The 25,900-nt window shown below is 72.0% G+C and carries 24 protein-coding genes; 16 read left to right on the top strand and 8 right to left on the bottom strand.

The genetic code is table 11. The features are described from left to right. The first annotated feature begins 20 nt into the window (after window positions 1-20). From solA to FHS08_RS00960, 12 genes are all read left to right on the top strand, one after another. The gene (gene solA / locus FHS08_RS01015; RefSeq protein WP_243847176.1) at window positions 21-1,199 is read left to right on the top strand and encodes an N-methyl-L-tryptophan oxidase; all 1,179 of its coding nucleotides are present in this window, start codon (window positions 21-23) and stop codon (window positions 1,197-1,199) included. A gap of 18 nt (window positions 1,200-1,217) precedes the next feature. Next, window positions 1,218-1,922: an SDR family oxidoreductase gene (locus tag FHS08_RS01010; protein ID WP_167034665.1), complete on the top strand. Its 705-nt coding sequence runs from the start codon at window positions 1,218-1,220 to the stop codon at window positions 1,920-1,922. 124 nt (window positions 1,923-2,046) lie between these two features. Next, the gene (locus FHS08_RS01005; protein ID WP_167034663.1) at window positions 2,047-3,564 is read left to right on the top strand and encodes an ABC transporter substrate-binding protein; all 1,518 of its coding nucleotides are present in this window, start codon (window positions 2,047-2,049) and stop codon (window positions 3,562-3,564) included. Between the two features lie 62 nt (window positions 3,565-3,626). After that, window positions 3,627-4,622 (top strand): ABC transporter ATP-binding protein, encoded by a 996-nt coding sequence (locus FHS08_RS01000; protein WP_167034661.1) that lies wholly within the window; start codon window positions 3,627-3,629, stop codon window positions 4,620-4,622. Then, complete coding sequence (locus tag FHS08_RS00995; RefSeq protein ID WP_167034659.1) at window positions 4,619-5,644, top strand: oligopeptide/dipeptide ABC transporter ATP-binding protein; 1,026 nt, start codon at window positions 4,619-4,621, stop codon at window positions 5,642-5,644. The genes FHS08_RS01000 and FHS08_RS00995 overlap by 4 nt, the downstream gene beginning before the upstream one ends. After that, complete coding sequence (locus FHS08_RS00990) at window positions 5,641-6,567, top strand: ABC transporter permease (RefSeq protein WP_167034657.1); 927 nt, start codon at window positions 5,641-5,643, stop codon at window positions 6,565-6,567. Before FHS08_RS00995 ends, FHS08_RS00990 begins: the two co-directional genes overlap by 4 nt. An 11-nt stretch (window positions 6,568-6,578) precedes the next feature. Further along, the gene (locus tag FHS08_RS00985) at window positions 6,579-7,577 is read left to right on the top strand and encodes an ABC transporter permease (RefSeq protein ID WP_167034655.1); all 999 of its coding nucleotides are present in this window, start codon (window positions 6,579-6,581) and stop codon (window positions 7,575-7,577) included. A gap of 40 nt (window positions 7,578-7,617) precedes the next feature. Next, complete coding sequence (locus FHS08_RS00980; protein WP_167034653.1) at window positions 7,618-8,781, top strand: M24 family metallopeptidase; 1,164 nt, start codon at window positions 7,618-7,620, stop codon at window positions 8,779-8,781. A 2-nt stretch (window positions 8,782-8,783) separates the two neighbouring features. Continuing rightward, window positions 8,784-9,824, top strand: a complete 1,041-nt coding sequence (locus FHS08_RS00975) for an LLM class flavin-dependent oxidoreductase (protein ID WP_167034651.1) — start codon at window positions 8,784-8,786, stop codon at window positions 9,822-9,824. After that, window positions 9,821-10,255, top strand: a complete 435-nt coding sequence (locus FHS08_RS00970) for a DUF4440 domain-containing protein (protein WP_167034649.1) — start codon at window positions 9,821-9,823, stop codon at window positions 10,253-10,255. The genes FHS08_RS00975 and FHS08_RS00970 overlap by 4 nt, the downstream gene beginning before the upstream one ends. 31 nt (window positions 10,256-10,286) lie before the next feature. Beyond that, window positions 10,287-10,577 carry a LysR family transcriptional regulator gene (locus tag FHS08_RS00965; protein WP_167034647.1) on the top strand — a complete coding sequence of 97 codons (291 nt, stop codon included), beginning with the start codon at window positions 10,287-10,289 and terminating at the stop codon, window positions 10,575-10,577. A gap of 7 nt (window positions 10,578-10,584) precedes the next feature. Further along, entirely contained in the window at window positions 10,585-11,940 is a 1,356-nt protein-coding gene (locus FHS08_RS00960; protein ID WP_341800279.1) for an L-serine ammonia-lyase, read from the top strand. A gap of 908 nt (window positions 11,941-12,848) precedes the next feature. On the opposite strand, the gene FHS08_RS00955 is transcribed toward FHS08_RS00960, so the two are convergent. Continuing rightward, window positions 12,849-13,565 carry a hypothetical protein gene (locus tag FHS08_RS00955; RefSeq protein WP_167034645.1) on the bottom strand — a complete coding sequence of 239 codons (717 nt, stop codon included), beginning with the start codon at window positions 13,563-13,565 and terminating at the stop codon, window positions 12,849-12,851. Between the two features lie 191 nt (window positions 13,566-13,756). Between FHS08_RS00955 and FHS08_RS00950 the strand changes: the two genes are divergently transcribed. Genes FHS08_RS00950 through FHS08_RS00940 form a run of 3 tightly spaced genes read left to right on the top strand, consistent with a single transcriptional unit; the run spans window position 13,757 to window position 17,153 of the window. Further along, window positions 13,757-15,706 (top strand): hypothetical protein, encoded by a 1,950-nt coding sequence (locus FHS08_RS00950; protein WP_167034643.1) that lies wholly within the window; start codon window positions 13,757-13,759, stop codon window positions 15,704-15,706. Beyond that, window positions 15,703-16,242 (top strand): YpmS family protein, encoded by a 540-nt coding sequence (locus FHS08_RS00945; protein WP_167034641.1) that lies wholly within the window; start codon window positions 15,703-15,705, stop codon window positions 16,240-16,242. The genes FHS08_RS00950 and FHS08_RS00945 overlap by 4 nt, the downstream gene beginning before the upstream one ends. Beyond that, window positions 16,239-17,153 carry a hypothetical protein gene (locus FHS08_RS00940; RefSeq protein WP_167034639.1) on the top strand — a complete coding sequence of 305 codons (915 nt, stop codon included), beginning with the start codon at window positions 16,239-16,241 and terminating at the stop codon, window positions 17,151-17,153. Before FHS08_RS00945 ends, FHS08_RS00940 begins: the two co-directional genes overlap by 4 nt. Before the next feature lie 134 nt (window positions 17,154-17,287). Here the strand turns inward: FHS08_RS00940 and hemL are convergent, their stop codons facing one another. Genes hemL through hemE form a run of 7 tightly spaced genes read right to left on the bottom strand, consistent with a single transcriptional unit; the run spans window position 17,288 to window position 24,632 of the window. Continuing rightward, a complete protein-coding gene (hemL, locus tag FHS08_RS00935) occupies window positions 17,288-18,616 on the bottom strand; it encodes a glutamate-1-semialdehyde 2,1-aminomutase (RefSeq protein ID WP_167034637.1) in 1,329 nt (442 codons plus the stop codon). Further along, complete coding sequence (hemB, locus tag FHS08_RS00930; protein WP_167034635.1) at window positions 18,613-19,578, bottom strand: porphobilinogen synthase; 966 nt, start codon at window positions 19,576-19,578, stop codon at window positions 18,613-18,615. Before hemB ends, hemL begins: the two co-directional genes overlap by 4 nt. After that, the gene (gene hemC, locus FHS08_RS00925) at window positions 19,575-20,486 is read right to left on the bottom strand and encodes a hydroxymethylbilane synthase (protein ID WP_167034633.1); all 912 of its coding nucleotides are present in this window, start codon (window positions 20,484-20,486) and stop codon (window positions 19,575-19,577) included. The genes hemB and hemC overlap by 4 nt, the downstream gene beginning before the upstream one ends. Further along, the gene (locus tag FHS08_RS00920; protein ID WP_167034631.1) at window positions 20,483-21,571 is read right to left on the bottom strand and encodes a ferrochelatase; all 1,089 of its coding nucleotides are present in this window, start codon (window positions 21,569-21,571) and stop codon (window positions 20,483-20,485) included. Before FHS08_RS00920 ends, hemC begins: the two co-directional genes overlap by 4 nt. After that, complete coding sequence (hemQ, locus tag FHS08_RS00915; RefSeq protein WP_167034629.1) at window positions 21,568-22,266, bottom strand: hydrogen peroxide-dependent heme synthase; 699 nt, start codon at window positions 22,264-22,266, stop codon at window positions 21,568-21,570. The genes FHS08_RS00920 and hemQ overlap by 4 nt, the downstream gene beginning before the upstream one ends. Window positions 22,267-22,306: 40 nt before the next feature. Further along, window positions 22,307-23,539, bottom strand: coding sequence for a protoporphyrinogen/coproporphyrinogen oxidase (locus FHS08_RS00910; RefSeq protein ID WP_341800278.1), 1,233 nt, complete (start codon window positions 23,537-23,539; stop codon window positions 22,307-22,309). Beyond that, entirely contained in the window at window positions 23,532-24,632 is a 1,101-nt protein-coding gene (gene hemE, locus FHS08_RS00905; RefSeq protein ID WP_170283187.1) for a uroporphyrinogen decarboxylase, read from the bottom strand. Before hemE ends, FHS08_RS00910 begins: the two co-directional genes overlap by 8 nt. Here hemE and FHS08_RS00900 point away from each other — a divergent pair. Further along, the gene (locus FHS08_RS00900) at window positions 24,606-25,850 is read left to right on the top strand and encodes a glutamyl-tRNA reductase (protein ID WP_167034625.1); all 1,245 of its coding nucleotides are present in this window, start codon (window positions 24,606-24,608) and stop codon (window positions 25,848-25,850) included. The genes hemE and FHS08_RS00900 overlap by 27 nt on opposite strands. Window positions 25,851-25,900: the final 50 nt, after the last annotated feature.

Raw genomic sequence — 25,900 nt, 5'->3', positions numbered from 1 at the left:
TGGACGTCGAGGAGGATGAGTTGGCCACCACACAATCAATTCGACACGACGTCATCGTCGTCGGGCTCGGCGCGTTCGGCTCTGCGGCGTTCTGGCGTCTCGCGGCGCGCGGAGTCGACGTCGGGGGCGTCGAGCAGTTCGCGCTCGCGCACGGCTTCGGGTCGTCCCACGGGACGACGCGACTGTTCCGGGTCGTCTGCAAGGAGCACCCCGGGCTGACCCCCATCGCGGAGACCTCTCTGCGGCTGTGGACCGAGCTGTCGGGCACGGCGGGTCAGGTCCTCATCGAGCAGACGGGATGCCTCAACGCCGGCCCGCCCGACGACGACCCCGTGATGGGCACGGCTCTCGCGTCCGAGACGGCGGGTCGTCCCGTCGAGCGGCTGTCGCACGACGAGCTGGTGCGCCGCTTCCCCAACTACGGGGGATGGGGGGCCGACGACGTCGCGCTGTGGGACGAGGCGGCGGGAATCTGCTACCCCGAGCGGATCATCCGCGCGCAGGTCGCGGCCGGCGAGGCTGCAGGCGGGTCTGCGTATCCGGGCACGAAGATCCTCGGCATCCGGCGCGACGGCGACGACCTCGTGCTGTCGACCTCGACCGTGGAGTTCCGGTGCTCGAGGCTCGTGCTCGCGATGGGCGCGTGGCTTCCCGACTTCTCCGGCGCCGTGCAGCTGCGGGTCAGGAGGACGCCGCTGTACTGGTTCCGGGCACGTCCCGGGCACGAGGACGACTGTCGACTCGACCGGTTCCCCGTCTTCATCAGGAAGATGCCCTCGGGATCCGAGCTGTGGGGCCACGGCTCCGGCGACCAGTTCGGCGTGAAGATCGGCCTCTGGGCGAGCGAGAGCTTCGAGTACACGCGGGCCGACAGCCTCGACCGCTCCATCCACCCCGAGACCGACACGCGGGAGCTCTCCGAGGAGGTCGCGCGAGCCTTCCCGTGGATCGATCCCACGCCCGAGCGCGTGGTCCCCTGCATGGTGACGGACTCGCCGGACGGGCAGTTCGTCATCGGCCCGTCGCCGGACGACTCGGCGATCGTGCTGGCGGGGGGCGACAGCGCACACGGGTTCAAGCACTCCGGAGGCCTCGGCGAGCTCGTCGCGCAGATCGTGCTCGCCGAGCAGCTGTACTGCGACGCCGGCTTCCTCGATCCCGCGCGCTTCGTCGCGAGCCCCGAAGCCGTCCACGCCTGACCCGATGGGAGACCAGACATGAGCACGACGTCACGACCGGCCGCGATCGTCACGGGAGCGTCGAGGGGCATCGGCGCCGCCATCGCGCGCGCCCTGGGCCCGACGCACCACGTGTACGCGATGGGACGGGATGCCGAGGCCCTGGGCGCCCTCGTCGACGAACTGCCCTCCGCGACGGCCTGGCCAGGCGACATCAACGACAGCGCGGCCATGCGCACGCTCTTCTCGTCCGTCGACCGCCTAGACGTGCTCGTGCACTCGGCGGGGATCGGAGTCGAGGCGCCGTTGGAGACGTTGGACCGCGACACCTGGCGTGCGTCGTTCGAGACCAACCTCTTCGCCCCCGCCGAGCTCACGCGCTTCGCGCTTCCCGCGCTGCGGGAGGCACGGGGGATCGTCGTGTTCATCAACTCGGGCTCGGGCATGTTCACCTACCCCGGCGGGACGCTGTACTCGGGCACGAAGTACGCGCTGCGCGCCCTCGCGGACGCCCTCCGGGAGGAGGAGCGCCCCCACGGCGTGAGAGTGTCGTCGATCCACCCGGGGTTCGTCGACACGGAGATGGGGCGCGCCCTGCACGCCCTCTCGGGCGTCGCCTACGACCCCAGCTACTTCGTGACGCCGCAGGCGGTCGCGAGCGCCGTCCACTTCGTGGTCGGCGCTCCCCCGGACAGTCAGATCGAGACCCTCTCGATCCGACCGCAGGTGAGAGCGGGGACCTGAGACCGGCACCCGACGGCATCCCGCGCCTGCATCCAGTCGCGCCCGGAGCAGCACCACCTCCCCGCGCGGCGCACCGCACCACTCGTGCTCCACCCATCCTGCAGTTCTCTCAGAAAGGCACATCGTGAAGAGGCACACTCATCGCCCCGTCGTCGCGCTCATCGCCGGCGCACTGGCACTCGCGCTCACCGCGTGCGGTGCGGGCACGGCCGAACCGGAGGGATCCTCCGGCGAGCCGCTGCGGATCGCGTTCGCGACCCCCATCCAGACCCTCGACCTGCCCCGCTACCAGGGGCAGCCGGATCTCGTCGTCGGAGCCCTCATCTTCGACACGCTCGTCGGCTACGGCCCCGACCTCGAGATCGTCCCGGAGCTCGCGGAGAGCTGGGAGCAGCCCGAGCCGACCGTGTTCGAGTTCACGCTCCGAGACGACGTCGTCTTCCACGACGGGGAGCCGCTGACCGCCGAAGGAGTCGTCGCGCAGTTCGAGCACGCCATGACGCTCGAGCCGCTCACGTCGTGGACCGCGCCCATCGACTCGGTCACCGCCGACGGCGACGTCGTGACCTTCACGCTCAAGTACACGACCCCGAGCTTCCTGTCCAACCTCGCCAACGGTCCGTTCGCCATCCAGAGTCCGAGCTCGCTCGACATGGATCCCGCCGACCTCGCGACGACTCCGACGGGGACGGGACCGTACAAGCTGGAGAGCTGGCAGGGGGACGTCATCACGCTCGTCCGCAACGACGACTACTGGGGCGCGGCTCCCACGCAGAGCGAGATCGTCATCACGACGGTGTCCGACACCACGACGCGCTTCAACGCGCTCCAGGCGGGCGAGTACGACATCATCCAGAACGTCGCGCCGTACGACTTCACGCAGCTGGACGGCAACCCGGAGCTCGTCGGGCTCGCCAAGCCCTACGCGCAGACCGTGTGGCTCATGGTCAACCACAAGCATCCGCTCCTCGCCGACCACCGCATCCGGGAGGCGGTCGCCTACGCCCTCGACGTCGACGCCATCGTCGACAGCGCGACGGAGGGGCTCATGCGCCCCGCGACGGGTTTCATCCCGCCCGAGCTCGGCCCCTCCGATGCGGAGCCGCGCACGCGCGACCTCGAGCGGGCGAAGGAGCTGCTGGCCGAGGCGGGGTACCCCGACGGCATCACGCTGCCTCTCTACAACACCGTCGGACGCTACATCGGCGACCAGGACATCGCGCAGATCGTCCAGGCCCAGCTCGCCGAGGCCGGCATCACCGTCGAGGCGACCGTGTACGAGTACGCGGGCCTGCTCGAGGCCTTCAAGCAGACCGACACGACGGGGCTCGCCGTCATCGGGTGGTCGCAGCGCGCGACGCCGGACGCCATGCTCAACGCGACCCTCCGCTCGACCGGCGGGTACAACTGGTCGGCCTACTCCAACCCGGAGCTCGACGAGCTTCTGGGCGAGGCCGAGGTGCAGGCGACCGTCGAAGACGCGCAGCCGCTGTGGGCGAAGGCCGACGGCCTCCTCGTCGACGACGTCGCGGGCGTGCCGCTCTACTGGTCGCAGTCGCTGTTCGCCGCCTCGTCCTCCATCGAGGGCTTCAGCGTCGACCCGCTCGGCTACCTGCAGCTGCTCGAGGCCACGCGCCGCTGACACCCCGGGCGGCGCGGCCCACCCGGCCGCGCCGCCCGTCCACCTCAGGAGGGAGGACTTCGATGAGCATCCACGAGAACACGCTGCTGTCGGTCGAGGACCTGAGCATCGCGATCCCGGGGGCCGACGGGCCGGTCCCGCTGGTCGACGGCGTGAGCTTCTCGATGGGATCCGGCGAGGCGCGTGCGATCGTCGGGGAGTCCGGATCGGGCAAGACGCTCACGGCGATGGCGGTCATGGGGCTGCTCGACCGTCGCCGTCTCGACGTCACGGGGCGTGTCGTCCTGGCGGGCGTCGACCTGCTCGCGCTCGACGAACGCGGGATGCGGGCACAGCGAGGACGGGTGGTCGCACTCGTCCCGCAGGACCCCATGACCGCGCTCAACCCCACCTTCACGATCGGTCAGCAGCTCGTCGAGACGATCCGGATCCACTCTGCGCTCAACGAGCGCGAGGCGCGCCGGCGGGCCGTCGAGCTTCTCGAGCTCGTCCAGATCACCCGCGCCGCCGACCGGCTCGACTCGTACGCCCACGAGTTCTCGGGGGGAATGCGCCAGCGCGTCATGATCGCGCTCGCTCTCAGCGGGAACCCCCGGCTCATCATCGCGGACGAGGCGACGAGCGCCCTGGACGCCACGACACAGGCCCAGATCGTGCTGTTCCTGCGCGAGCTGTGCCGCACGACGGGTACGGCCCTGCTGTTCATCACGCACGACCTGGGCGTCGTGGGCGACCTGTGCCAGACGGTCAACGTGATGTACGCGGGGCGGATCGTCGAGTCCGGAACCGTCCGCGACGTGTTCCGGACTCCGAGCTCGAGGTACAGCGCGCGCCTCCTGAGCGCGGCGCCCGACGCGAGCCAGCGGCGCAAGTCGCGCCTGCTCACGATCGAGGGCACCGCGCCGCGGCCGGGCACACTGACAAGAGGATGCCGGTTCTCCCCGCGGTGCGCCGACGCGAGAGACGTCTGTCGCGAGCAGGAGCCCGTGCTGAGCATCCGCGCCGCCACGCACCAGGCCCGCTGCTGGGCGACGGACGAGGGCGGGTGGATGCGATGAGCGCCTCCCGCACGCTCGTCCTGCGTCTGCAGGACGTCACCGTCGCCTTCCGCCGCCAGGGAACCTGGCGAGGGGTGCGGACGCAGGTCGTGCACGGCGTGTCGCTGCAGGTCCACGAGGGCGAGACGCTCGGGATCGTCGGCGAGTCGGGGTCTGGCAAGTCGACGATCGCGCGCGTCGCGGTGCGCGGACTCGCCGCGACGGCATCCGTCGGCGGCTCCGCCGAGATCGACGGCGAAGACGTGTACCGGCTCCGCGGCCGCCGGTTGCGCCGGCTCCGGCGGCGCAGCCAGATGGTCTTCCAGGACCCGAACGGATCGCTGAACCCGCGGATGACGGCGGGGACGATCCTCGACGACGTCCTGAGGGTCGCGACGAAGAGGGATCGCCGATCCCGCGCGGAACGCACCGACGAGCTGCTCCGGCTCGTCGGGCTCGACCCGCGCTCGCGCGACAAGTACCCGCACGAGTTCTCCGGCGGGCAGCGGCAGCGCATCGCGATCGCGCGCGCGCTCGCCGCCGAGCCGCGACTGCTCGTGTGCGACGAGCCGGTGGCCGCGCTCGACGTGTCCATCCAGGGCCAGGTCCTCAACCTCCTGATCGACGTGCAGGAGCGCCTCGGACTGACGATCGTGTTCATCTCGCACGACATCGGCGTCGTCCGGCACATGAGCGACCGGATCGCGGTCATGTACCTCGGCAGGGTCGTGGAGCAGGGCGACGCCGACGAGGTGTACTTCGCACCCCGGCATCCCTACACCGCCGCGCTGCTGGCATCCGTGTCGAACGCGTCGACCGACCACGACACCGCCGTGCGGACGCTCGTCATCGGCGACGCGCCGCAGGGCGAGCCGGACGGCGGATGCGCCTTCCGGTCGCGGTGCTGGCTGTACGCGCAGCTGGACTCGCCCGACGTGTGCCGGACCGATCGGCCTGAGCTCGTGCCCGTCGACTCGGGCGAGAGCGCATGCCACTTCGCCGAGGTCGTGGACGCTCAGCGCATGCAGGCGGGTGCGAGATGATCCCGTACCTCGCCAAGCGGCTGCTGCTCGCGATCCCCGTCATGCTCGCCGTCGCCTTCGTGACGTTCGTCGTGCTCGACGTCGTCCCCGGCGACCCTGCCGAGCTCATTCTCGGCCAGGAGGCCACGCCCGAGGCCATCGCGGCGCTCAGGCACGAGCTCGGACTCGACAGGCCTCTGTTCGTGCGATTCGTCGACTTCGTCGTGCACGCACTCCAGGGCGACCTCGGGCGGTCCTTCTCGACGGGCCTGCACGTGTCCGACGAGCTCGCGCGGACATGGCCGGCGACCTTCGTGCTCGCCGTCACCGCGCTCGCGATCGCGACGGCGCTGGGCGTCAGCCTGGGCGTCACGGCCGCGATCTTCAAGGGCAGCTGGTTCGACCGTGCCGTGCAGACGATCGTCCTCGTGGGCTTCTCCATGCCGATCTACTGGCTGGGCCTCATCCTCGTCATGGTCTTCGCGCTCGGGTTGCGCATCCTGCCGACGTCGGGCTTCGCCTCGCCCGCCCACCTCGTGCTGCCCGCGCTCGCGCTGTGCGTGTGGCCCCTCGCGGCGATCCTGCGGATGACGCGCTCGTCGGTGCTCGAGGTCGAGACGGAGGACTACATCCGGGTCGCGCGCGGCCGGGGGATCGGATCGACGCGGCTGTACACGCGCCACATCCTGCGTCCCGCGCTCAACCCCGTGATCACGATCCTCGGGCTCCAGTTCGGCACCCTCCTGACCGGCGCGGTGCTCACGGAGATGGTCTTCAACTGGCCCGGCGTCGGCCGGCTCATGATCAACTCCGTCTTCGAGCGGGACTACCCCATGATCCAGGGGGTCGTGCTCACGGCGGCGCTCGTCTTCATCATGGTCAACATCGTCACGGACGTGCTGTATCGCGCCGCCGATCCGCGCATCCAGCACGGGACGGCCTGAGGGGAGTGGCCATGAGCACCGATGCTGCGAGAGTCGAGCGATCCGCCGTCGACGACGGACGCGCCCTCGCATCGAGCGGCGCCGGGGCCTCCGCCGTCGCGGAGGCCGGCGCCGACAGCGGGGCGGACGCGAGGAAGCGCCCCGTTCTCCGTCTGCCGCGTCTGCCCCGTCTGCCGCGTCTGTTCACGGCGGGAAGTCGCGCTGAGCGGGCAACGACCGCGGCCGCGGCGGTCGTGCTGATCGCGATCGTGCTGATCGCGATCTTCGCCGACGTCCTGGCCCCCTTCGACCCCACGCTGCAGGCGCTCGACCAGCGCCGGACGGGTCCGTCTCCGGAGCACTGGCTCGGCACGGACGCCCTCGGCCGCGACCTGCTCAGCCGCCTCATCGTCGGAACGCGCGCGACGCTCGTGGGCAGCGTCACGGCGGTCGCGATCAGCGCCGTCGTCGGGGTCGCGCTCGGGCTCGTGGCCGGCTACTTCGGGCGGCGCGTCGAGTCGGCGCTCATGGCCGTGACCGAGGTCCTTCAGGCGTTCCCCGGGTTCCTGCTCGCGATCCTCGTCGTGGCCGTGACGGGTCCCTCGCTGCAGAACGCCGCGATCGCGGTCGGAATCGCCGGCATCCCCGCGTATATCAGGGTCGTGCGCGGGTCGGTGCTGACAGTGCGTACGCACGACTACGTGTTCGCCGCCGTCGGCATGGGGGCGGGACGGCTGCGGGTCATCTTCCGCTACGTGCTCCCCAACGTCGTCGCGCCGATCGTCGTGCTCACGACCCTCAGCCTCGGCACGGCGGTGCTGACCGTCGCAGGGCTGTCGTTCCTCGGACTCGGCGCGCAGCCGCCCACGCCCGAGTGGGGGGTCATGGTGCGCGAGGGACGCGACTATCTCGCCGACCTGCCCTACCTGACGATCTTCCCGGGCCTGGCCATCATCCTCCTCGTCGTCTCGCTCAACCTCCTGGGCGACTCGCTCGAACTCACTCTCAACAAGAAGCGCAGCCCGCGCTGATCCTCTGCCACGTCGTGATCCACAACGAAAGGAAAGTCCCATGCACGAATACCTCGAGTTCCCCGTCGAGGAGTTCCACAGCCGGATCGCCCGCACCCGGCGGTTAATGGCGGATGCGGGGGTGGACGCCCTGCTCGTGACCGCCGCGAACAACCTGACGTATCTGTCGGGCTACCGCAGCGCTCTGTTCGAGAGCCAGTTCCGTCCCTTCGTCGCTCTCGTGCCGCTCGTGGGCGACCCCGTGCTCATCCTGCCGAGTCTCGAGAAGGGCGTCGGCGAAGGCTACTCGTGGATCGACGACCTCCGCACGTGGGGCACGCAGCCCGGCGACCTGACGGCCGACCCGCTCGCCGCGATCATCTCGATCGTCGCGTCCGAAGGGTACGGCTCCGCCCGCATCGGCATCGAGCTGGACCTGCAGCGATTCGGCCTCACGCACGGCCAGTACGCGACCCTGCAGGCGGGCCTGCCGGGCGTCACATGGGTGGACAGCTCGGCGCTGCTCTGGAAGGCGCGCTCGGTCAAGTCGCCCGCGGAGGTGGCTCGGCTGCGGAAGGCCGCCGAGATCAGCGACGCCGCCTGGCACGCGGTCCTCGACCAGGCGACCGTGGGCACGACCGAGCGCGAGATCCACCGCATCCTCGGCGAGACGTTCATGGCGGAGGGCGGCGACCCCGACGGGTTCATCGTGGTCAACGCCGGCGTCGGCCGGTACAAGATGGCCAACCCCTTCGCGTCCGACTACGCCCTGCAGGGCGGCGACATGTGCATCATCGACTACGGCGCGGTCTACAAGGGGTACTGGTGCGACCTCACGCGCGCGTTCTTCGCGGGCTCCGTGGGGGAGCGGCAGAAGGAGCTCTACGAGTTCAGCGTCGCCGCCACCGCCGCCGTGTTCGACTTCGTCAAGCCCGGCGTGACGTGCTCCGAGGTCGACGCGTTCGGCGAGGCCTTCATCCGCGACGCGGGGCTCGGGCATCTGCTGCTGCACAGGACGGGCCACGCGATCGGGCTCGAGATGCACGAGCTGCCCTCGCTCGGCATCACCGACACGACCGTCATCGAGGAGGGCATGGTGCTCGCGATCGAGCCGGCGCTCTACGACTTCGAGGTCGGAGCGTTCCGCATGGAGGACATCATCGTCGTGACGGAGTCCGGCGCCGAGTACCTCTCCAACGGCGAGCGCTCTCTGCGGGTCCTGTAGGCATGGCACGGGATGCCGCGCGCGGCGCCGGCGCCGACCTCACCGTCGGCGTCGGCCTCCTGCCGCGATACGACCTCGCGGTCTTCGAGGACACGGTCCGCCGGATCGACTCCGATCCGCTGTTCAGCACGATCTGGGTGCCCGACGAGCGGTTCTTCCGCGACCTCGGCGTCTCGCTCACGATCGCCGCCGCCAACTCCGAGCGGGTCCGACTCGGCAGCGCCGTCACCGACGCGTTCGTGCGGCATCCCGCGCTGACTGCGACGCTCTTCGCGAGCCTCGACGAGTACGCCGGCGGTCGCATGGTCATCGGCATCGGGGCGGGCGTGGCGGGGCTCCCGGCGATGGGGATCGCCCGCCCGCGTCCGCAGACCGCGATCCGCGAGGCCATCCACCTCATGAGGGCCATGTGGAAGGGCGGACGGGTCGACTTCGACGGCGCGACGACGAGCTTCCATGGCGAGCTCGACTTCGCGGCGCCGCGCGAGGCGATCCCCATCTGGGTCGCAGGACGAGGCCCCCGCATCCTGGAGCTCGCGGGCGCTGTGGCCGACGGCGCCCTCGTCGGCGGTCTCGTGGCGCCGGCGGGCCTCGCGTTCGCCGAGGAGCGGATCCTCGCCGGCGCGGCATCCGCGGGACGAGGCCAGGGGCCGACGCGGGCGATCTGGCTGCACGTCGGGCTCGACCGCGACGAGCGCCGCGCGCGCGACGCGGTGCGGCCCATCGTCGCGACCGTGATCTACCTGAGCCCCGACATCCTCCAGACGCTCGGCATCGAGATGGATCGCGCGCTCCTCCAGGAGCTTCTCGCGATCGAGTACTCGCTCGACAATCCGCGGCTGCGCGAGGTCGGCGGGCGCTTCTCCGACGAGCTGCTGGCGTCGTTCTCGACCTCGGGCACGCCCGCGCAGGTCGCCGAGGGGTTCCGGGCGCTGCGGGAGGCGGGCATCGAGCACATCGCAGTCTTCCCCTCGCTCGGCGAGGGCCAGACGATCACCGAGTTCGTCGAGCTGCTCGCCGAGGCGACGGCGGGTGCGCAGTGAGCGACGAGCGGGCGGTCGCCGCGATCCGCGAGCGCTGCCGCGACTGGGACGTCGCCGTCGCCGCGTCGGACCGACCGTGGCTCGAGGGCCTGTTCACGAAGGACTTCCTCATGGTCAACCTCGACACGGGGGCGCTGCTGGGGCGTGCCGAGCTCATCGAGCGCGAGCTCCTCGTCGCGGACTGGGTGACGAGGTGGCTCGGCATCGACGTCGTGGCCGCGACGGACCGCGCATCGACCGTGTGGGAGGTCGAGATCGACCGGCCGTCGACGCCGGACGGACGCCGCATCCGCGAGCGCGTGCTGTACACGTCGACGTGGGTGCTCCAGGGGAGGACCTGGATGCTGCGCCATCACGCCCGCACTCGCCTGAACGCTCCGACAGAAGCCGCGGCGACGATCCACCGTCGGCACGTCGCGGCGAGCGCCTAGCGGGCCGGAACGCACGAGAGAGGAGAGGGCGGTGCCGATCACCCTGAGCACCCTGCAGACCTTCGTGGCCGTCGTCGAGCACGGATCGGTCATCGGCGCGTCGCGAGCCTGCGGGTACAGCCCCGCCGCCGTGTCGCGGCAGATGAGCTCGCTCTCGCTCTCGCTCGGCGTGACCCTCTTCGTGCCGCAGGGACGGTCGATCCGCCCCAGCGAGAAGGCGCTGCTGCTCGCGGCTCGCGCTCGGGTTCTGCTGCAGGAGGCCGAGAGCTTCGACGCATACGCCCGCGCGCTTCCCGGCCGGCTCGACGACGAGGGGAGGTGAGGATGCCGTGACGGTGCGCGTCAGCAGCGGTGCGTACGTGTCCGCGCTCGAGCTGTTCTCGATCGGCATCGGTCCCTCCAGCTCGCACACCGTGGGCCCGATGCGCGCGGGCGCGGTGTTCCGTGCGGCGCTCGAGGCCGAAGGGCAGCGCGAGCGCGTCGACGGGTTCCGGATCCGGCTGCACGGCTCGCTCGCCGCGACGGGAGTGGGGCATGGCACGCCGGATGCCGTCATCGCCGGCCTGCGCGGACTCGCGCCCGAGACGGCCGACCCCGCCGTCGTGCACGGGCAGTGGGCGCGGCTCGAGGCAGGCGAGACCGTGCGCATCGACGGTGTCGCGCTGCGGCGCTCGGACGTCGCCTTCGAGCCGCACGCGCGCCAGCACGGGCATCCCAACGCCCTGACGCTCGTGGCCTGCGCGAGCGACGCGGTCGTTCTCGAGCGCACGTATCTGTCGCTCGGCGGCGGCTTCATCACGGAGGCCGGCGTTCATCCGTCGGATGCCGACGAGCGAGCGCCCGCCGTCCCCTTCCGCACGATGGGGGAGCTGCTGGCCCTGTGCGCGGGTCGGACGATCGCCGGCGTGGCGCGCGAGAACGACATGGCCGAGCACGGCGGGCCCGCGCTGGAGCGGGGCCTCGACGCCGTGTGGGCGGCCATGGTGGACTGCGTGGAACGCGGCCTGAGCGCGCGCGGCGTCCTCCCAGGACGTCTGGCCGTTCCGCGCCGCGCCGCGCAGGCGTGGGCGGCGCTGGCGGAGCGCGGCGATCCGTCGAGGGCGACCGAGAGCCTGTCGGTGTATGCGATGGCGGTGAACGAGGAGAACGCGGCCGGCGGGCGCGTCGTCACGGCGCCGACGAACGGGGCCGCCGGCGTCATCCCCGCGGTCATGTATCACGCTCTGGGCGGATCCGCCGCGCGCAGGGAGGACGTGCACGAGTTCCTCCTCACGGCGGCCGCGGTAGGATCGATCATCAAGGCGAACGCGTCGATCTCCGGCGCGGAGGGCGGCTGTCAGGCCGAGGTCGGCAGCGCATGCGCCATGGCGGCCGCGGGCCTCACCGCGATCCGCGGCGGCACGCCCGCGCAGGTGGAGAACGCGGCCGAGATCGCGATCGAGCACCACTTGGGCCTCACATGCGACCCCGTCGGAGGTCTCGTGCAGATCCCCTGCATCGAGCGCAACGCCGTCGCCGCCGCGACCGCCCTCACCGCCAGCCGCCTGGCGCTCCTCGGCGACGGCACGCATGTGGTCGGGCTGGATGTCGCGGTCGAGACGATGCGTCAGACGGGACAGGACATGTCACACCGCTACAAGGAGACGAGCGAGGGCGGGCTCGCCGTCAACGTCATCGAGTGCTGAGCCGTCGGCAAGGCGACGACGCGTCGCGGCCTCTCCCGGGCGGGCGATCGTGGAGCGGGTGCTGCGTCGACGTCGTGGCCCGGTGCGGCGTGCGGCATCCTGATTCCCGCGTGTGCGGCTGTTCGGTGCATCTGCTGCGGATGGATGCGCCGCGGTTGCACGGAGGTGCCGCGGTCGTGTGACCGGCGGGTTCGCGGCGTGCGGAAGTGCCGCGGCATCCTGATTCCCGCGTGTGCGGCTGTTCGGTGCATCTGCTGCGGATGGATGCGCCGCGGTTGCACGGAAGTGGCGCGGTCGTGCGACGGGCGGGTCGCGTTGCACGGAGGTGCTGCGGTCGTGTGGTCGCCGCGGGTTCCGGGCCGCAGGGCGATCGTGGAGCGGGCGCCGCGGCGACGTCGTGGCCCGGTGCGGTGTGCGGCATCCTGATTCCCGCGTGTGCGGCTGTTCGGTGCATCTGCTGCGGATGGATGCGCCGCCCTCGCACGCAGGTGGCGCGGTCGTGTGGCCGGCGGGTCGCGTTGCACGGAGGTGCCGCGGTCGTGCGACGGGCGGGTCGCGTTGCACGGAGGTGCCGCGGTCGTGTGGTCGCAGTCGGCACGGAGCCGCCGGGCGAACGTGGAGTGGGCGCTGTGGCGACGTCCCGGCCGCTGCGGCGTGCGGCATGATTCCCGCGTGTGCGGCTGTTCGGTGCATCTGCTGCGGATGGATGCGCCGCGGATGCACGGAATTAGCGCGGTCGTGTGGCCGGCGGGTCGCGTCGCACGCAGGTGGCGCGGTCGTGTGGCCGGCGGGTTCGCGTCGCACGGAGGTGCCGCGGTCGTGTGACCGGCGGGTCGCGTCGCACGGAGGTGCCGCGCTCGGCCCGGACGTGCGGGTGCGCCGCGATCGCAGACGCGCGCGAGGACCGGCTACGGTTCGGGGGAGAGGTCCGCGTTGCGGGCCTTGAGAGCGCCTGAGATCGCCGCGATCCTCTCGAGGACGATGCGGTGTCCTGCATGCGAGTGCACGAGCGACTCGAGACGATCGAGCGCCTCCGCGATCTCGGCATCCGCTTCGCCTGCGCCGGAGACGGGCCGTCTCGGACTGTGCCGGAACTCCTCGGCGAGGCTCTGCAGCCGGCGCGTGAGACCGGGGTCGCCCGTGGTGCGCGCGAGGATCGTGGCTCGCGCCACTCCGCTCCCGATGACGTCCGCCGCCGAGCGCTGGTCCTGCGCGGCTGTGATCGCCTCGTTCGACGCCATCGTCGCGAACAGCACGATCAGGAAGACGACGGCGACGACCAGCTGACAGATGAGCACGACGGGAAAGGGCACAGGGGCGAAGACGAATATGTTCGCGAGGATCAGCTCGACGGCGAACCAGATCCCTGCGACGAGGACGGGCGGCGCTCCCGCGGCGGACGCGACCCGGGTGCGCGGGACGGCGACGACGCTCACGGCGAATGTGACGCAGCCGACGGCGAGGAAGAGGATCGACGTCCAGAACGACGCGTCCGGCTCGATCCCGAGCAGGACGAGGATCGCGGCGTATGCGGCGACGGGGATGATCCACACGACGCTGCGGAGCAGCCTTTCACGGGACGCTGCTCCGACGAAGAGCCCATGAGCACGTGCGCGAGTCGACACCGTTTCCGCCTCCCCAGACAGCCCCGGCCCCAGACCGGGTCCCGACGTCGCCGATGTTCGACGCCAGCGGTACTAGAACTAGCAGGAGAGCAACGCCCGAGATGACGGGAACAGCGCCGATCCTTGCCGGATCGTGTCGGTTTCGCCGATTCCGGACGAATCCGGCAGCCCCGATGGACGACGAGGGCGGTGTGACGGGCGACCTCCTCGCGCGAGCGGGACCGTTCTGCCATCATGACGAAGACTGGGGCGCATCGGAGCGACGATGGGGCGGAATGCTCGGGACGGCGGCTGATCTGTGGCGCGAGTGGGAGCGCGCGGGCGTTCTGCGCCCGGGTGACTACGACTCCGACGTCGCACGGCACGTGCGCGACGCCGCGGGGGGCGGCAGTGTGGGTGAGCCGATCGCGGACGTCCTCGATCGGGCCGGGTGGACCGTGCGCGACCTCGTGCACGCATTGGCGCCGCTCGTGGCCTCCTTCGCCGGGATGCTGCGCGACCTGCTCCGGCTCCTCACGCGCGTCGGCGCGACCTCCGGCACGGGCGACGACCTGCACGTCGTCTACGAGTTCGACGAGGGCGACGCCGTCGACCAGTCGCTCTCGGCGTTCCGCGAGACCGTCCGCCGAGTCGAGTCCGTCGCCGTGCGAGTCCGCCCCCTCGTCTTCGACGCGTCCCACGCCTTCGCGAGCCCCATCCGCGAGCTCTGGTCGCAGGAGTGGGTCGAGGGCACCGTCCGTGCGAGCGGCGTCGCCGACCGCTCCGCGTGGCCTTTCGCCGCGGGTCTTCCTCCGGCACCGGCGACGGGGGATCCGCTCGTCGACGAGCGCCTGGATCGCATCACGGCTCTCATCGACGACGTTCTCGCGGTCCTCTCCCAGATCGGCCAGGACACGGCGGCGGTCGACGTGTGGCTGCAGGAACGGCATCGCAGCGAGGAGTCGACGACGGAGGCGATCGCGAACGCAGCTCGCGACTTCTGGCCCCTCACCGCGGCATCCGCTGTCCACATGTTCGCCGCCGGCGTCGCGAAGGGCGAGCTCTCGCCGGACGGGGCGCTGCTCGCGCGACTGGACGAGTGGCTCGGCGCATTCCGATCCGCCGACGAGATCGAGTCGGTCGTCGAGCAGACGGTGAACGAGCTCGCCGACGTGCTGAAGCTGCCCACGTGGGGTCGCCGGCACGAGCTGTACTCCGCGTGGATCGCGACGCAGCTCGATCGCGCCCTCGCCTCCGCCCGACTCGAGTTCGTCGTGCGCGACGGGGCCGTGCGGTTCCCGTTCCACGCGACGCTGCTCGCGCGACTCGATCCGCCCGGAGGCAGGGTCGAGCTGTGGTGCGAAGTGCGCTCGAGCGCCGTCGAGCCGATCGGACGCAAGGAAGGGATCCAGCCCGACTACCGCTTCGTGCGTCGGGATGCGGCCGGCGAGACGACCGTCGCGGCCGTCGAGGTCAAGCAGTACCTCCAGGCGGCGACGAAGAATCCCGGCGCGGCGCTGCACGACTACGTCCTGGGGCTTCCCGAGGCCACCGTGCTGCTCGTCGCCCACGGCAAGCTCGGGGCGCGGGTCCTCGACAGCGTCCCCGTGGAGGATCGTCATCGCGCGCTCGTGCATCGCGACGTGCGGGTGGGGCGTCCGCGCGAGTCTGCCGCGTTCCGCGCCGACATCCTGGCTCTGTTTCCGCCCACGCCGCCCGCGCCGCCATCGCCGCCACCAACGCGACCGGCCCGCATCGAGCTGAGCTGGGCGCCGACGGTGCGGGACCTCGACCTCCACGTGGCCGGCACGGGCCGTGAGGAGACGGCGTGGGGACACCCCTCGAGCGCGCATTCGTCGCTGCGCTGCGACGCGAAGGACGGCGGCCCGGAGATCGTCGACCTCGTCGCGAGCTCGCGCGAGCGCCTCGAGATCGCCGTGAGGCTCTTCTCCACGGATGCCGCCTCCGTCGGCGAGGCCGACCCCGTCGTGTCGATCGTGTGGGACGACGCCCGGCGCATCGCGCTGCGCGCGGGCACGGGCACCGCCGGCTCGCGGGAAAGACGATGGAATGTCGCCGCCATCGACGATGCTGGGACCGTGATCCCGTCGTCCGACTCCGTCGTTGTCCCGCTCGGCGAACGTGCGGAGCACGAGCGATGAGTGCGCGGCCGCCCCGTCGTGGGCCCCTCCTGGTCAGGATCGAGCTGGGGCTCGCGGCGTTCGCTCCCGCGTTCGCGCTCATCGGCCTGCGGTCGTGGGGCCAATGGTGGAGCTGGGCGTTCTTCGCACTCGCGGCCGTCGGGATCCTCGTGCTCGTCGTCGGCGCGCTCTACGTCGCGCGAGGAAACCCCGATCCGATCGCGCTCGACGAGATCCAGGACGCCTCCGACCAGGTCGTCGGATACATCGCCGCATACATCGTGCCCGTCGTGATCGACACGTCCACGTCGACTCTCAACGCGGTCATCGCGACCGTCGCCCTGTTCGTCGTCTTCCTCATCCATGTCGCGACGGGGCGGGTGCACATCAATCCGCTGCTGTACCTCCTGGGCTACCGCGTGTACACGGCCAAGACGAAGGAGGGGACGTCCTTCTTCCTCGTCGCACGGACCGACGTCGCCGACTGGACGGACGAGCATCCGCTCGTCGACCTCGCGTCGAGCGTCCTCGTGGAGAGATGGAGTGCCAGGAGATGAACGTCCAGCGAGTTCTCGCCGACCTCGATGCGCAGCTGAGCGCGTCGCTCTCGCTCGTCGTCGGCAGGCGGTCCGCCGAGAGCGGCATCCGTCGCCTGCGCCTCGGCTCGAGCGCCGCCGATGCCCTGCGCGATCAGGCGACCGCGGCACGCGCGCGGATCGCCGACGGGACGGCGACCGAGTACTCGGCCCTCGCCGAACTCGAACGCGACGAGTACTTCCTGCTGGAGGACGCCCAGTCGCTCGCGGAGCTGGCGGAGCTTCGAGCGGTCGTCGACGACATCGGCGATGTCGCGCCCGTCAGCCCGAGCGAGCTCGACGGCAGCATCGGCTTCTACGCCGTCGGGCTCGGCGACGGCGAGGGCCGCATCGCCTTCGTGCGCCGGACGGATCCGCGGCTCGCCGCCAAGCCGGGTCGTCTTCTCGCGATCGGCCGTGATCGCCTCGAGAGCATCTCGGAGCCGCTGTTCGCCTTCTCGGAGGAGTTCGATCTCGTCATCGCGCGCGGCTGGGCCGTGGTGTTCAGCCAGACGGCGTTCGAGCGGCTCGCCCGCGAGACGGGGATCGTCGAGCGTCATGTCTCGACATGGATCTCGGGCATCATGGCGCACCTCCGGATGGATGCGGACAGCGAGCAGCGTCTGCGTGAGACCGCGCTGCGCGACTCCCGTACGTGGCGGAGGCTGCGTGACATCCAGCGGCGTGGACACCTCGCGAACGTGGATCTCGGGCAGGTGGAGAAGTACGCGGGTTCTGTCGGGCTCGAGCCCTCCGACGTCGTGCGCGACGGCGCGCTCCGATTCGACCCCGACCAGCGCTTCGGCTTCCTGCACCTGCTGAGCGAGGACCTCTACACGGGCCCGCTCACGGGCGAGCGGTTCGAGTCCCAGCGCAAGGCGGCGATGGGCTGATCCTTCGCCGCGAGCCCAGGATGCCGTGGTCCGCGTGCGGGCCGGCACGACCTGGTGCGCACCGTCCGGCTTGAAGAACAGAGAGGCCGCGGGAGGAGATGCTTCACGAGCCCCTCGGGCGTCCGAGGCGGACGTCAGGACGCGACGGCGGATGCCGCGGCCTTAGCCGCGCCGGGGAGCGCCGCGACGATCCTGTCGATCGCCCGCTCGTCGTGGGCCGCCGAGACGAACCAGGCCTCGAACACCGACGGGGGGAGCGAGACTCCCTCGTCGAGCATCGCGCGGAAGAACGGCGGATACCGGAATGCGTCCTGCGCGCGCACGGTGTCGTAGTCGTGCGGTGCGGTCTCGGCGAACGCGATCGAGAAGAGGCTGCCCGCACGCTGCACGACATGCGCGACGCCCTCTGCCGACAGCGCCTCGGACGCGGCGGTCGAGATCGCGGCGGACGCCTCGTCGATGCGCGTGTAGGCCGCGGAATCCAGGTGCTCGAGCGTCGCGAGACCCGCCGCCACCGCGAGCGGATTGCCGCTGAGGGTGCCCGCCTGGTAGACGGGACCGAGCGGCGCCAGCAGGTCGAGCAGCTCGGCGCGCCCGCCCAGGGCCGCGAGCGGGAGCCCGCCGCCGACGACCTTGCCGAAGGTGAAGAGGTCGGGCGCGAACGGCACGGGGTCGATGCCCCACCAGCCGGCGGAGCCGACGCGGAAGCCCGTCAGCACTTCGTCGAGGATGAGCAGCGCTCCGTGTGCGTGCACGACATCGGCGAGGGCTGCGTTGAATCCGTGCGAAGGCGGGACGATGCCCATGTTCGCCGCGGCCGCCTCGACGATGACGGCGGCGATCTCGGAGCCGCGCGCCGAGAAGACCTCGCGCACGGCGTCGAGGTCGTTGTAGGGCAGGACGAGGGTCTGCGCCGCGATGGCGGCGGGGACGCCGGCCGATCCCGGCAGGGCGAGCGTCGCGACGCCCGATCCTGCCTCGGCGAGCAGTCCGTCGGAGTGGCCGTGGTAGTGACCGGCGAACTTCACGACGAGATCGCGGCCCGTCGCGCCTCGCGCGAGCCGGATCGCGGTCATCGTGGCCTCGGTGCCCGTCGAGACGAGGCGGATCTTGTCGAGGGGCCACGAATCGCCCCTCCCGACCCGCGCGCGCACGATCTCCGCGAGCGACGTCTCGCCCGGCGTCGACGCGCCGAAGCCGAGTCCGCGGGACGCGGCATCCTGCACCGCGTGGACGACCGCGGGATGCGCGTGACCCAGGATCGCAGGACCCCACGATCCGACGAGGTCGACGTACTCTCGACCCTCGACGTCGGTCACGTAGGGGCCGGAGGCCGAGACGAAGAAGCGGGGCGTCGTCGCGACCGAGCCGAAGGCACGGACGGGGGAGTTGACGCCGCCGGGCATCGCGGCGCGGGCGCGGGCGAACTCCTCGGCGTTCGTCGAGGTGTCCGCGCCGGTCATCGCAGCCACTCCGCGAGCTCGGTCGCCCAGTACGTGAGCACGGCGTCGGCGCCCGCACGGCGGATGCCGAGCACCGACTCCAGGACGGCGCGGCGGCGATCGATCCAGCCGTGCGCCGCCGCCGCCTCGATCATGGCGTACTCGCCCGAGACCTGGTACGCCCATACGGGGACGGGGGAGGATGCCGCGGCATCCGCGAGCACGTCGAGGTAGCTCATCGCGGGCTTGACCATGACGATGTCGGCGCCTTCCGCGACGTCGAGGTCGATCTCTCGGGCGCCCTCGCGGCGGTTCGCGGGGTCGAGCTGGTACGTGCGGCGGTCGCCCACGAGCGACGACTGCACGGCCTCGCGGAACGGGCCGTAGAACGCCGACGCGTACTTGGCGGCGTAGCCGAGGATCGGCGTGTCGGTGAATCCGGCGTCGTCGAGGGCCTCTCGCACCGCCGCCACCTGGCCGTCCATCATGCCCGACAGGCCCAGCAGCTGCGAGCCCGACGCCGCCTGGACGACGGCCATCTCGCGATAGCGGTCGAGCGTCGCGTCGTTGTCGACGCGGCCGAGCGGGTCGAGCACGCCGCAGTGGCCGTGATCGGTGAACTCGTCGAGGCACAGGTCGGTCTGCACCACGAGCGCGCCTCCGACCTCCTCCGCCGCGACGCGGGTCGCGACGTTCAGGATGCTGGAAGGGTCGGTCGCACCGGAGCCGATCGCGTCCTTGTGCTCGGGAACGCCGAACAGCATGACGCCGCCGATGCCCGCCTCTGCCGCCGCGACGAGGGCGGCCCGCAGCGAGTCGAGCGAGTGCTGCACGACGCCCGGCATCGATGAGATCGGCACGGGCTCGGTCGCGCCCTCCCGCACGAAGACGGGGAGCACGAGCTCGGCGGGGTGCACGCGGGTCTCGGAGACGAGACGACGCATGGCGGGGGTGGCGCGCAGGCGCCGCGGACGGTCGATCATGCGGAAGGTCCCATCAGGTCGGCGGCCCCTGCATCCAGCAGCTCTCGCGCGGCGCGCTCGGCGATCTCGACCGGCGCGTCGCGATCGGGCCAGTACGCGGCGTGGGATGCCGTGAGCACCGTGGCCCCGTCGGCGCTGTAGACACGGGCGGACAGGAACAGGAGGTCGGAGTCGATCAGCGCGTGGGCCCCGACGGGCGCGGAGCATCCCGCCTCGAGGAGGGCGAGCACCGCGCGCTCCGCGTCGACGACGGCGCGCGTCGAGGAGTGGTCGAGCGCCTTGACGAGCTGCTCCTCGCCGCGACGCACCTCGACCGCGAGCGCTCCCTGCCCGGGCGCGGTCGGCCACTCGTCGAGGTCGAGGAACTCGGTCACGACGTCGGTGCGCGACAGGCGCGAGAGCCCCGCCGCCGCGAGGATGACGGCATCCAGCGCACCGTCGGCGACGAGGCCGAGACGCGTGTCGACGTTGCCGCGGATGTCGACGACCTCGAGGTCGGGACGGCGGGCGCGCAGCTGCGCGACACGGCGCGGCGACCCCGTGCCGACGCGGGCGCCGGCGGGGAGGGTGTCGACGGTCAGTCCGTCGCGGGCGCAGAGCGCGTCGCGTGCGTCGGCGCGCTTCGGGATCGCGGCGACGACGAGGTCGGGATGCGGCGCCGTCGGCAGGTCCTTGAGCGAGTGCACGACGACGTCGCAGCGCCCGTCGAGGAGCGCGTCTCGGAGCGCGCCCGTGAACAGACCCGCACCGCCCGCGCGCGAGAGCGGCTCGTTGGAGCGGTCGCCGTCGGTCGTGATCGTGACGAGCTCGGTGTCGACGCCGGTCCTCGTGCGGAGGGAGTCGGCCACCGTGCCCGTCTGCGTCAGCGCGAGGGCGCTGCCGCGCGTGCCGATCCGCAGCGTCGTCATCGGGCGAGCACTGCGGGAGCGCCGGCGCCCTGCGAGGGGAGGTCGGGCCAGGGACCGAGGTCGGTCAGGTGGGGGCGCTCTTCGACGGGAACGTCTTCGAGTCGCTCGACGATGAGGTCGACGAGACCCGCGATGAAGGCGGGGTGCGTGCCGGGGGTCGGAACGCGGATCGCGAGGATGCCGTGGCCCTCCGCGGTCTCGATCGCCTCCGTGTCGAGGTCCCACACGACCTCCATGTGGTCGCTCACGAAGCCGAGGGGGACGATGACGAGGGCGTCGACGCCGGATGCCGCGAGCCCGTCGATCGCGTCGTTGACATCGGGCTCGAGCCACGGGATCTGGGGCGCGCCGCTGCGGGACTGGTAGACGAGGCTCCATGCGGCATCCGTCGTCCCCGCCTCGCGCAGGACGGCTTCCGCAGCCGCGAGGTGCTGTGCGACATACGCTCCGCCCTCGCCGAACTCGGGTCCGGATGCCGCCGCCGCGGCGGTCGGGATCGAATGCGTCACGAACAGCACGTGGGTGCTGGCGCCCGGCTTCTCGGCGGCGATCCGGTCGAGCGCGTCGCGCACGCCCTCGGCGAAGGGAGCGATGAAGCCGGGGTGGTCGAAGTACTCGCGGATCTTCGCGATCTCGAGCTCATCGCGCAGGCCCGTCTCGTCGAGCGCCGTGTCGAAGTCCTCGAGGTACTGGCCGACGCCCGAGTACGACGTGTAGGCGGCGGTCACGAGGGCGAGGAGACGGCGGTGACCGGCATCCCGTGCCGCGCGCAGCGCGTCGGGGAAGTACGGGTCCCAGTTGCGGTTGCCCCAGATGACCGGCAGGTCGAGACCCCGCCGCGCGAGCTCGGCCTCGAGCGCCGCCTTGAGCGCACGGTTCTGCGCATTGATGGGGCTCACGCCGCCATGCGCGCGGTAGTGGTGGGCGACCTCTTCGAGGCGCTCCTCGGGCACGCCCCGGCCGCGCGTCACGTTCCGCAGGAACGGGATGACGTCGTCCTGGCCCTCGGGCCCGCCGAAGCTCGCGAGCAGGACCGCGTCGTACCCGAGAGGTTCGGGAGCCAGGTCGTAGGGGTGGGCAGTCACGCGAGGACCTCCTGGATGTCGTCGAGGCCGATGCGCCGGCCGGTGAAGAAGGGGATCTCCTCGCGAACGTGGCGGCGCGCCTCGGTCTGGCGCAGGTGCCGCATGAGGTCGACGAGATCGACGAGCTCGGGCGCCTCGAGGGCGAGGATCCACTCGTAGTCGCCCAGCGCGAACGACGCGACCGTGTTGCTCAGCACTCGGCGGTGCTGCGAGCCCTTTCGGCCGTGGTCGGCGAGCATCTGCTTGCGTTCGTCGTCGGGGAGGAGGTACCAGTCGTACGAGCGCACGAACGGGTAGACCGTGAGCCATGCCGACGGCTCGACGCCCCGCAGGAACGCGGGGGAGTGGCTGCGGCTGAACTCGGCCTCGCGGTGAACGCCCATCGCGTTCCACACGGGAACGAGGCTCGCGAGGGGCTCTGCGCGGCGGAGCGTGCGCAGGGCCGCCTGAAGCGCCTCGGGCGCCGCGCCGCGCTCGATGTCGGAGTGCAGCCACACCATGAGGTCGGCGTCGGCGCGCAGTCCCGAGACGTCGTACCAGCCGCGGATCGTGACGCCGGATGCCTCGACCTCGGCGACGGCCGCGGACAGGTCTCCGGGGGCGACGGGCCTGCCGGGCTCGCGGCGGAACACGGCCCACAGGGTGTATCCGAGGTCCTCGGCGGCGGGGGGTTGTTCGTCCGAGGGAAAGCTCATAACACTATCCTCGCCCGTCCTCGCCGCGGGCGCGAATCGATCAGCCGGGGATAACTCGCGCGAGCAGACCCTGAGCCGTGCGCTCGGCGTGGGCGACGATTCCCGCGAGGCCGGATCCGGCCACGGTCTCTCCGACGACGACCGCCCAGGGCGCCGGGCTCGCCGGCGCGGGCCGCGTCCACGAGACGCGTGCCGCGTCGAGCACGCGCTCGCGCGGGAGGGCGACGCCCAGGAGGGCCGCGGCATCCGTCCTCGCGGTCTCGACGGGATCCGCGGGCACGTCGTCGTACGAGAGCCTGAGGACGTGCCGGCCCGCCGCGGACTCGCGCAGCCATTCCCATTTCGCCGTCGCATGGGTCAGGGCGCGGGCCCGGATGCCGGGCGCGCCCTCCGCGACGAGCAGCCCGGAGCCGCGGGGCGCGGCATCGAGCTCGTCCTGGTCGACGACGAGCGTCACGAGATGGATGCGGCGGCCCTCGCCCGCGGGTGCGGTGACGCTGCGGGCAGCGACCACCATCGCCGCGTCGAACGCGTCGACGCGGGAGCCGAGACGGATGTCGACGCCGGCCCGCGCCGCATCCTCCGCGAGAGCCGCGGGGAGGCGGTGCATGCCGCCGCGGAGGCCGGCGACGGCGGAACCGGGGGGAGCGGCCGCGCGGAGGCTGCGCACGGCGGCCGAGAGCGATCCGTGCTCGACGAGAGCCGCGCGCAGGGCCGGGTGCGCGCGCTCGATCGGCACGTCGTCGGGGTGGATCGAGTGCACGCCCCGCACGACGGGGGTCACGAGCCGGTCGAGCACGTCGGCACCGTGTCGCTCCCGCACGAGTGCGCCCAGGGTCGCCGGAACATCGCCGAGGGGCATCGCGTCGAGCTCAGCCGCCCTCATCGCGGCGGCCTCGCCCACGACGGCGACGACGTCCGCCGCGACGGGATCGGCGGGGATGCCGAGCAGCGCCGTCGCAGGCAGCGGCACGGGGGAGCCCTCCGCCGGCTGCAGCCATGCGGGCCCTGGCCTCGGGTCGACGATGTCGCCGGCGAGGCCCAGCTCGGCGAGCAGGGCCGCGACGGATCCGCCGCGCACCGCGAAGCTCTCGGCGCCCGCGTCGAGCGGGATGCCCCCCACGACGTGGCGGGCGACGGTCCCGCCCAGGCGGTCGGAGGCCTCGTGCAGCACGACGTCCGCGCCGGCGAGCGCGAGGCGCCGCGCGACGACGAGTCCGGCGACGCCGCCTCCGACGACCTCGATGGCAGCTCGGCCCGGACGATCAGACACCGCGGACGAGCTCCACGATGCGGGTCAGCACGCCGGGGTCGGTCTCGGGCGGCACGCCGTGCCCGAGGTTGAGCACGTGCGCGGGAGCCGCGCGACCGCGGTCGAGCACGTCCCGCACGTGCGCTTCGAGCACGGGCCACGGCGCGGCGAGGAGCGCGGGGTCGACGTTGCCCTGCAGCGGTGTCGAACCGCCGAGCCGGCGCGAGGCCTCGTCGAGCGGGAGGCGCCAGTCGACGCCCATGACGTCCGCGCCGATGGAGCGCATCGACGTGAGCAGCTCGCCTGTGCCGACGCCGAAGTGCACGATCGGCACGCCGAGCGCCTTCGCGGGGGCGATCGCCGCCGCCGAGTGCGCCGAGACGTGCTCGGTGTAGTCGCGCACCGACAGCGAGCCGGCCCACGAGTCGAACAGCTGCGCCGCCGATGCGCCCGCCTCGACCTGCGCCGCGAGGAACGCGCCCGTGATCTCGGCGCACCACGCCAGCAGGGCGTCCCACGTGTCGGGCTCGGAGTGCAGGAGCGCCCGCGTGCGCAGCTGCTCGCGCGACGGCCCGCCTTCGACGAGGTACGACGCGAGCGTGTACGGCGCACCGGCGAAGCCGATGAGCGGGGTGTCGCCGAGACCCGCGACCGTCAGGGCGACGGCATCCCGGATCGGCTGGAGGGCGCCGGGGTCGAGCGCGGGAAGAGCCGCGACATCCGCTGCGGAGCGGACGGGACGATCGAGGACGGGGCCCCGGCCCGCGACGATCCGCACGTCGACGCCTGCGAGGCGTACGGGGATCACGATGTCGCTGAAGAAGATCGCGGCGTCCACGCCATGGCGTCGGACGGGCTGCAGCGTGATCTCGCTCGCGAGCTCGGGGTCGAGGCAGGCGTCGAGCATGTCGGTGCCGACCCGCAGCGCGCGGTACTCGGGGAGCGACCGCCCCGCCTGCCGCATGAACCACACGGGCGTCGTCTCGGGTCGGTCGCCCCGGTAGGCGCGGACGAGCCGCGAGCCCGCGTGGCGATCGACGGCGGGCTGGGGCGCGGGGTTCACTGACACGTTGTTAAGATTAGGCTCGTGCTCTTGTGCCTCAGTGCGAACCATCGGAACGCATCGTTCGACGTCCTCGAACGGCTCTCCGTCGGCGCACCCGCCGCGACACGCGCCCTCGTCGACGATGAGCTCTTCGTCTCGGGAGCCGTCGTGCTCGCGACGTGCAACCGCTTCGAGGCGTACCTCGACATCGACGAGCCGCTCACGGGCGGCGATGCCGTCGCGGTCGAATCGGTCGTGGAGGCGATGGCCGACGCGAGCGGACTGGATGCCGACGTGCTGCGCTCGTCGGTCGCGGTGCACCGCGGCAGCGCCGTCGCGAGCCATCTGTTCGCCGTCACGAGCGGCCTCGAGTCGATCGTCGTCGGCGAGGAGGAGATCTCGGGCCAGGTGAGCCGGGCGCTCGACTCGGCGCGCGTCGACGGCACCACCAGTCGTGCCCTCGAGCGGCTCTTCCAGAAGGCGACGCACACGAGCCGCGGCATCCGCGGGCGCACGTCGCTGCGCGGCGCCCACCGCTCGCTCGTCCGCCTGGCGCTGCAGCTCGCCGACTCTCGCATCGCCGACTGGGCTTCCACGCGCGTGCTCGTCGTCGGCACGGGCCGCTATGCCGCCAAGACCGTCGGAGCGCTCAGGGGACTCGGCGCGACCGATCTGCGCGTGTACTCGCCGTCCGGCCGCGCCGCCGCGTTCGCCGCGACCCATGGACTCGCCGTCGAGTCATCGTTCCCGGATGCCGCGTCCCGCGCCGACGTCGTCATCACGTGCACGACCGAGGCCGTCGTGCACGCCGACGCGCTCACGCCCGGCCGGCGCCTCCTCGTGATCGACCTGGGTCTGCCGCGCAACGTCGATCCCGACGTCGCGCGCGTCGAGGGCGTCGAGCTCCTCGATCTCGAGACCATCAAGCTCCATGCGCCGCTCGAGCAGTTCGACGCTCACGACCACGCCAGGGCCCTCGTCGGCGACGCGGCGGCGGAGTTCGCGGCCGACCTCGCCGCGGCGCCCGCCATCACGGCGCTGCGCGCCGAGGCCCACGCCGTGCTCGAGGCCGAGATCGCCCGCGCGCGTGCGCGCGGCGCGGGCGACGAGACGGAGGCCGCGCTGCGGCACCTCGCAGGGGTCATCCTGCATGGTCCGTCCGTCCGCATCCGCGAGGCCGCGGCGGAGGGACGGCTCGACGACGTGCACGCGGCCCTCGAGACGCTGCACGGCATCCGCGTCGAGGCGCCCGTCGCCGACGAGGGCGACGGGGCCGCCATCGCGTAGCTTCCGGCCAGACGCCGTCGCGACAGGAACAGTGCGGGATCGTCGCGGCC

Source organism: Microbacterium ulmi, assembly GCF_011759705.1.
Lineage (GTDB): Bacteria > Actinomycetota > Actinomycetes > Actinomycetales > Microbacteriaceae > Microbacterium > Microbacterium ulmi.
Note: the sequence above shows the minus strand (reverse complement) of the source record. Positions and strands in the feature narration are given on the sequence as shown.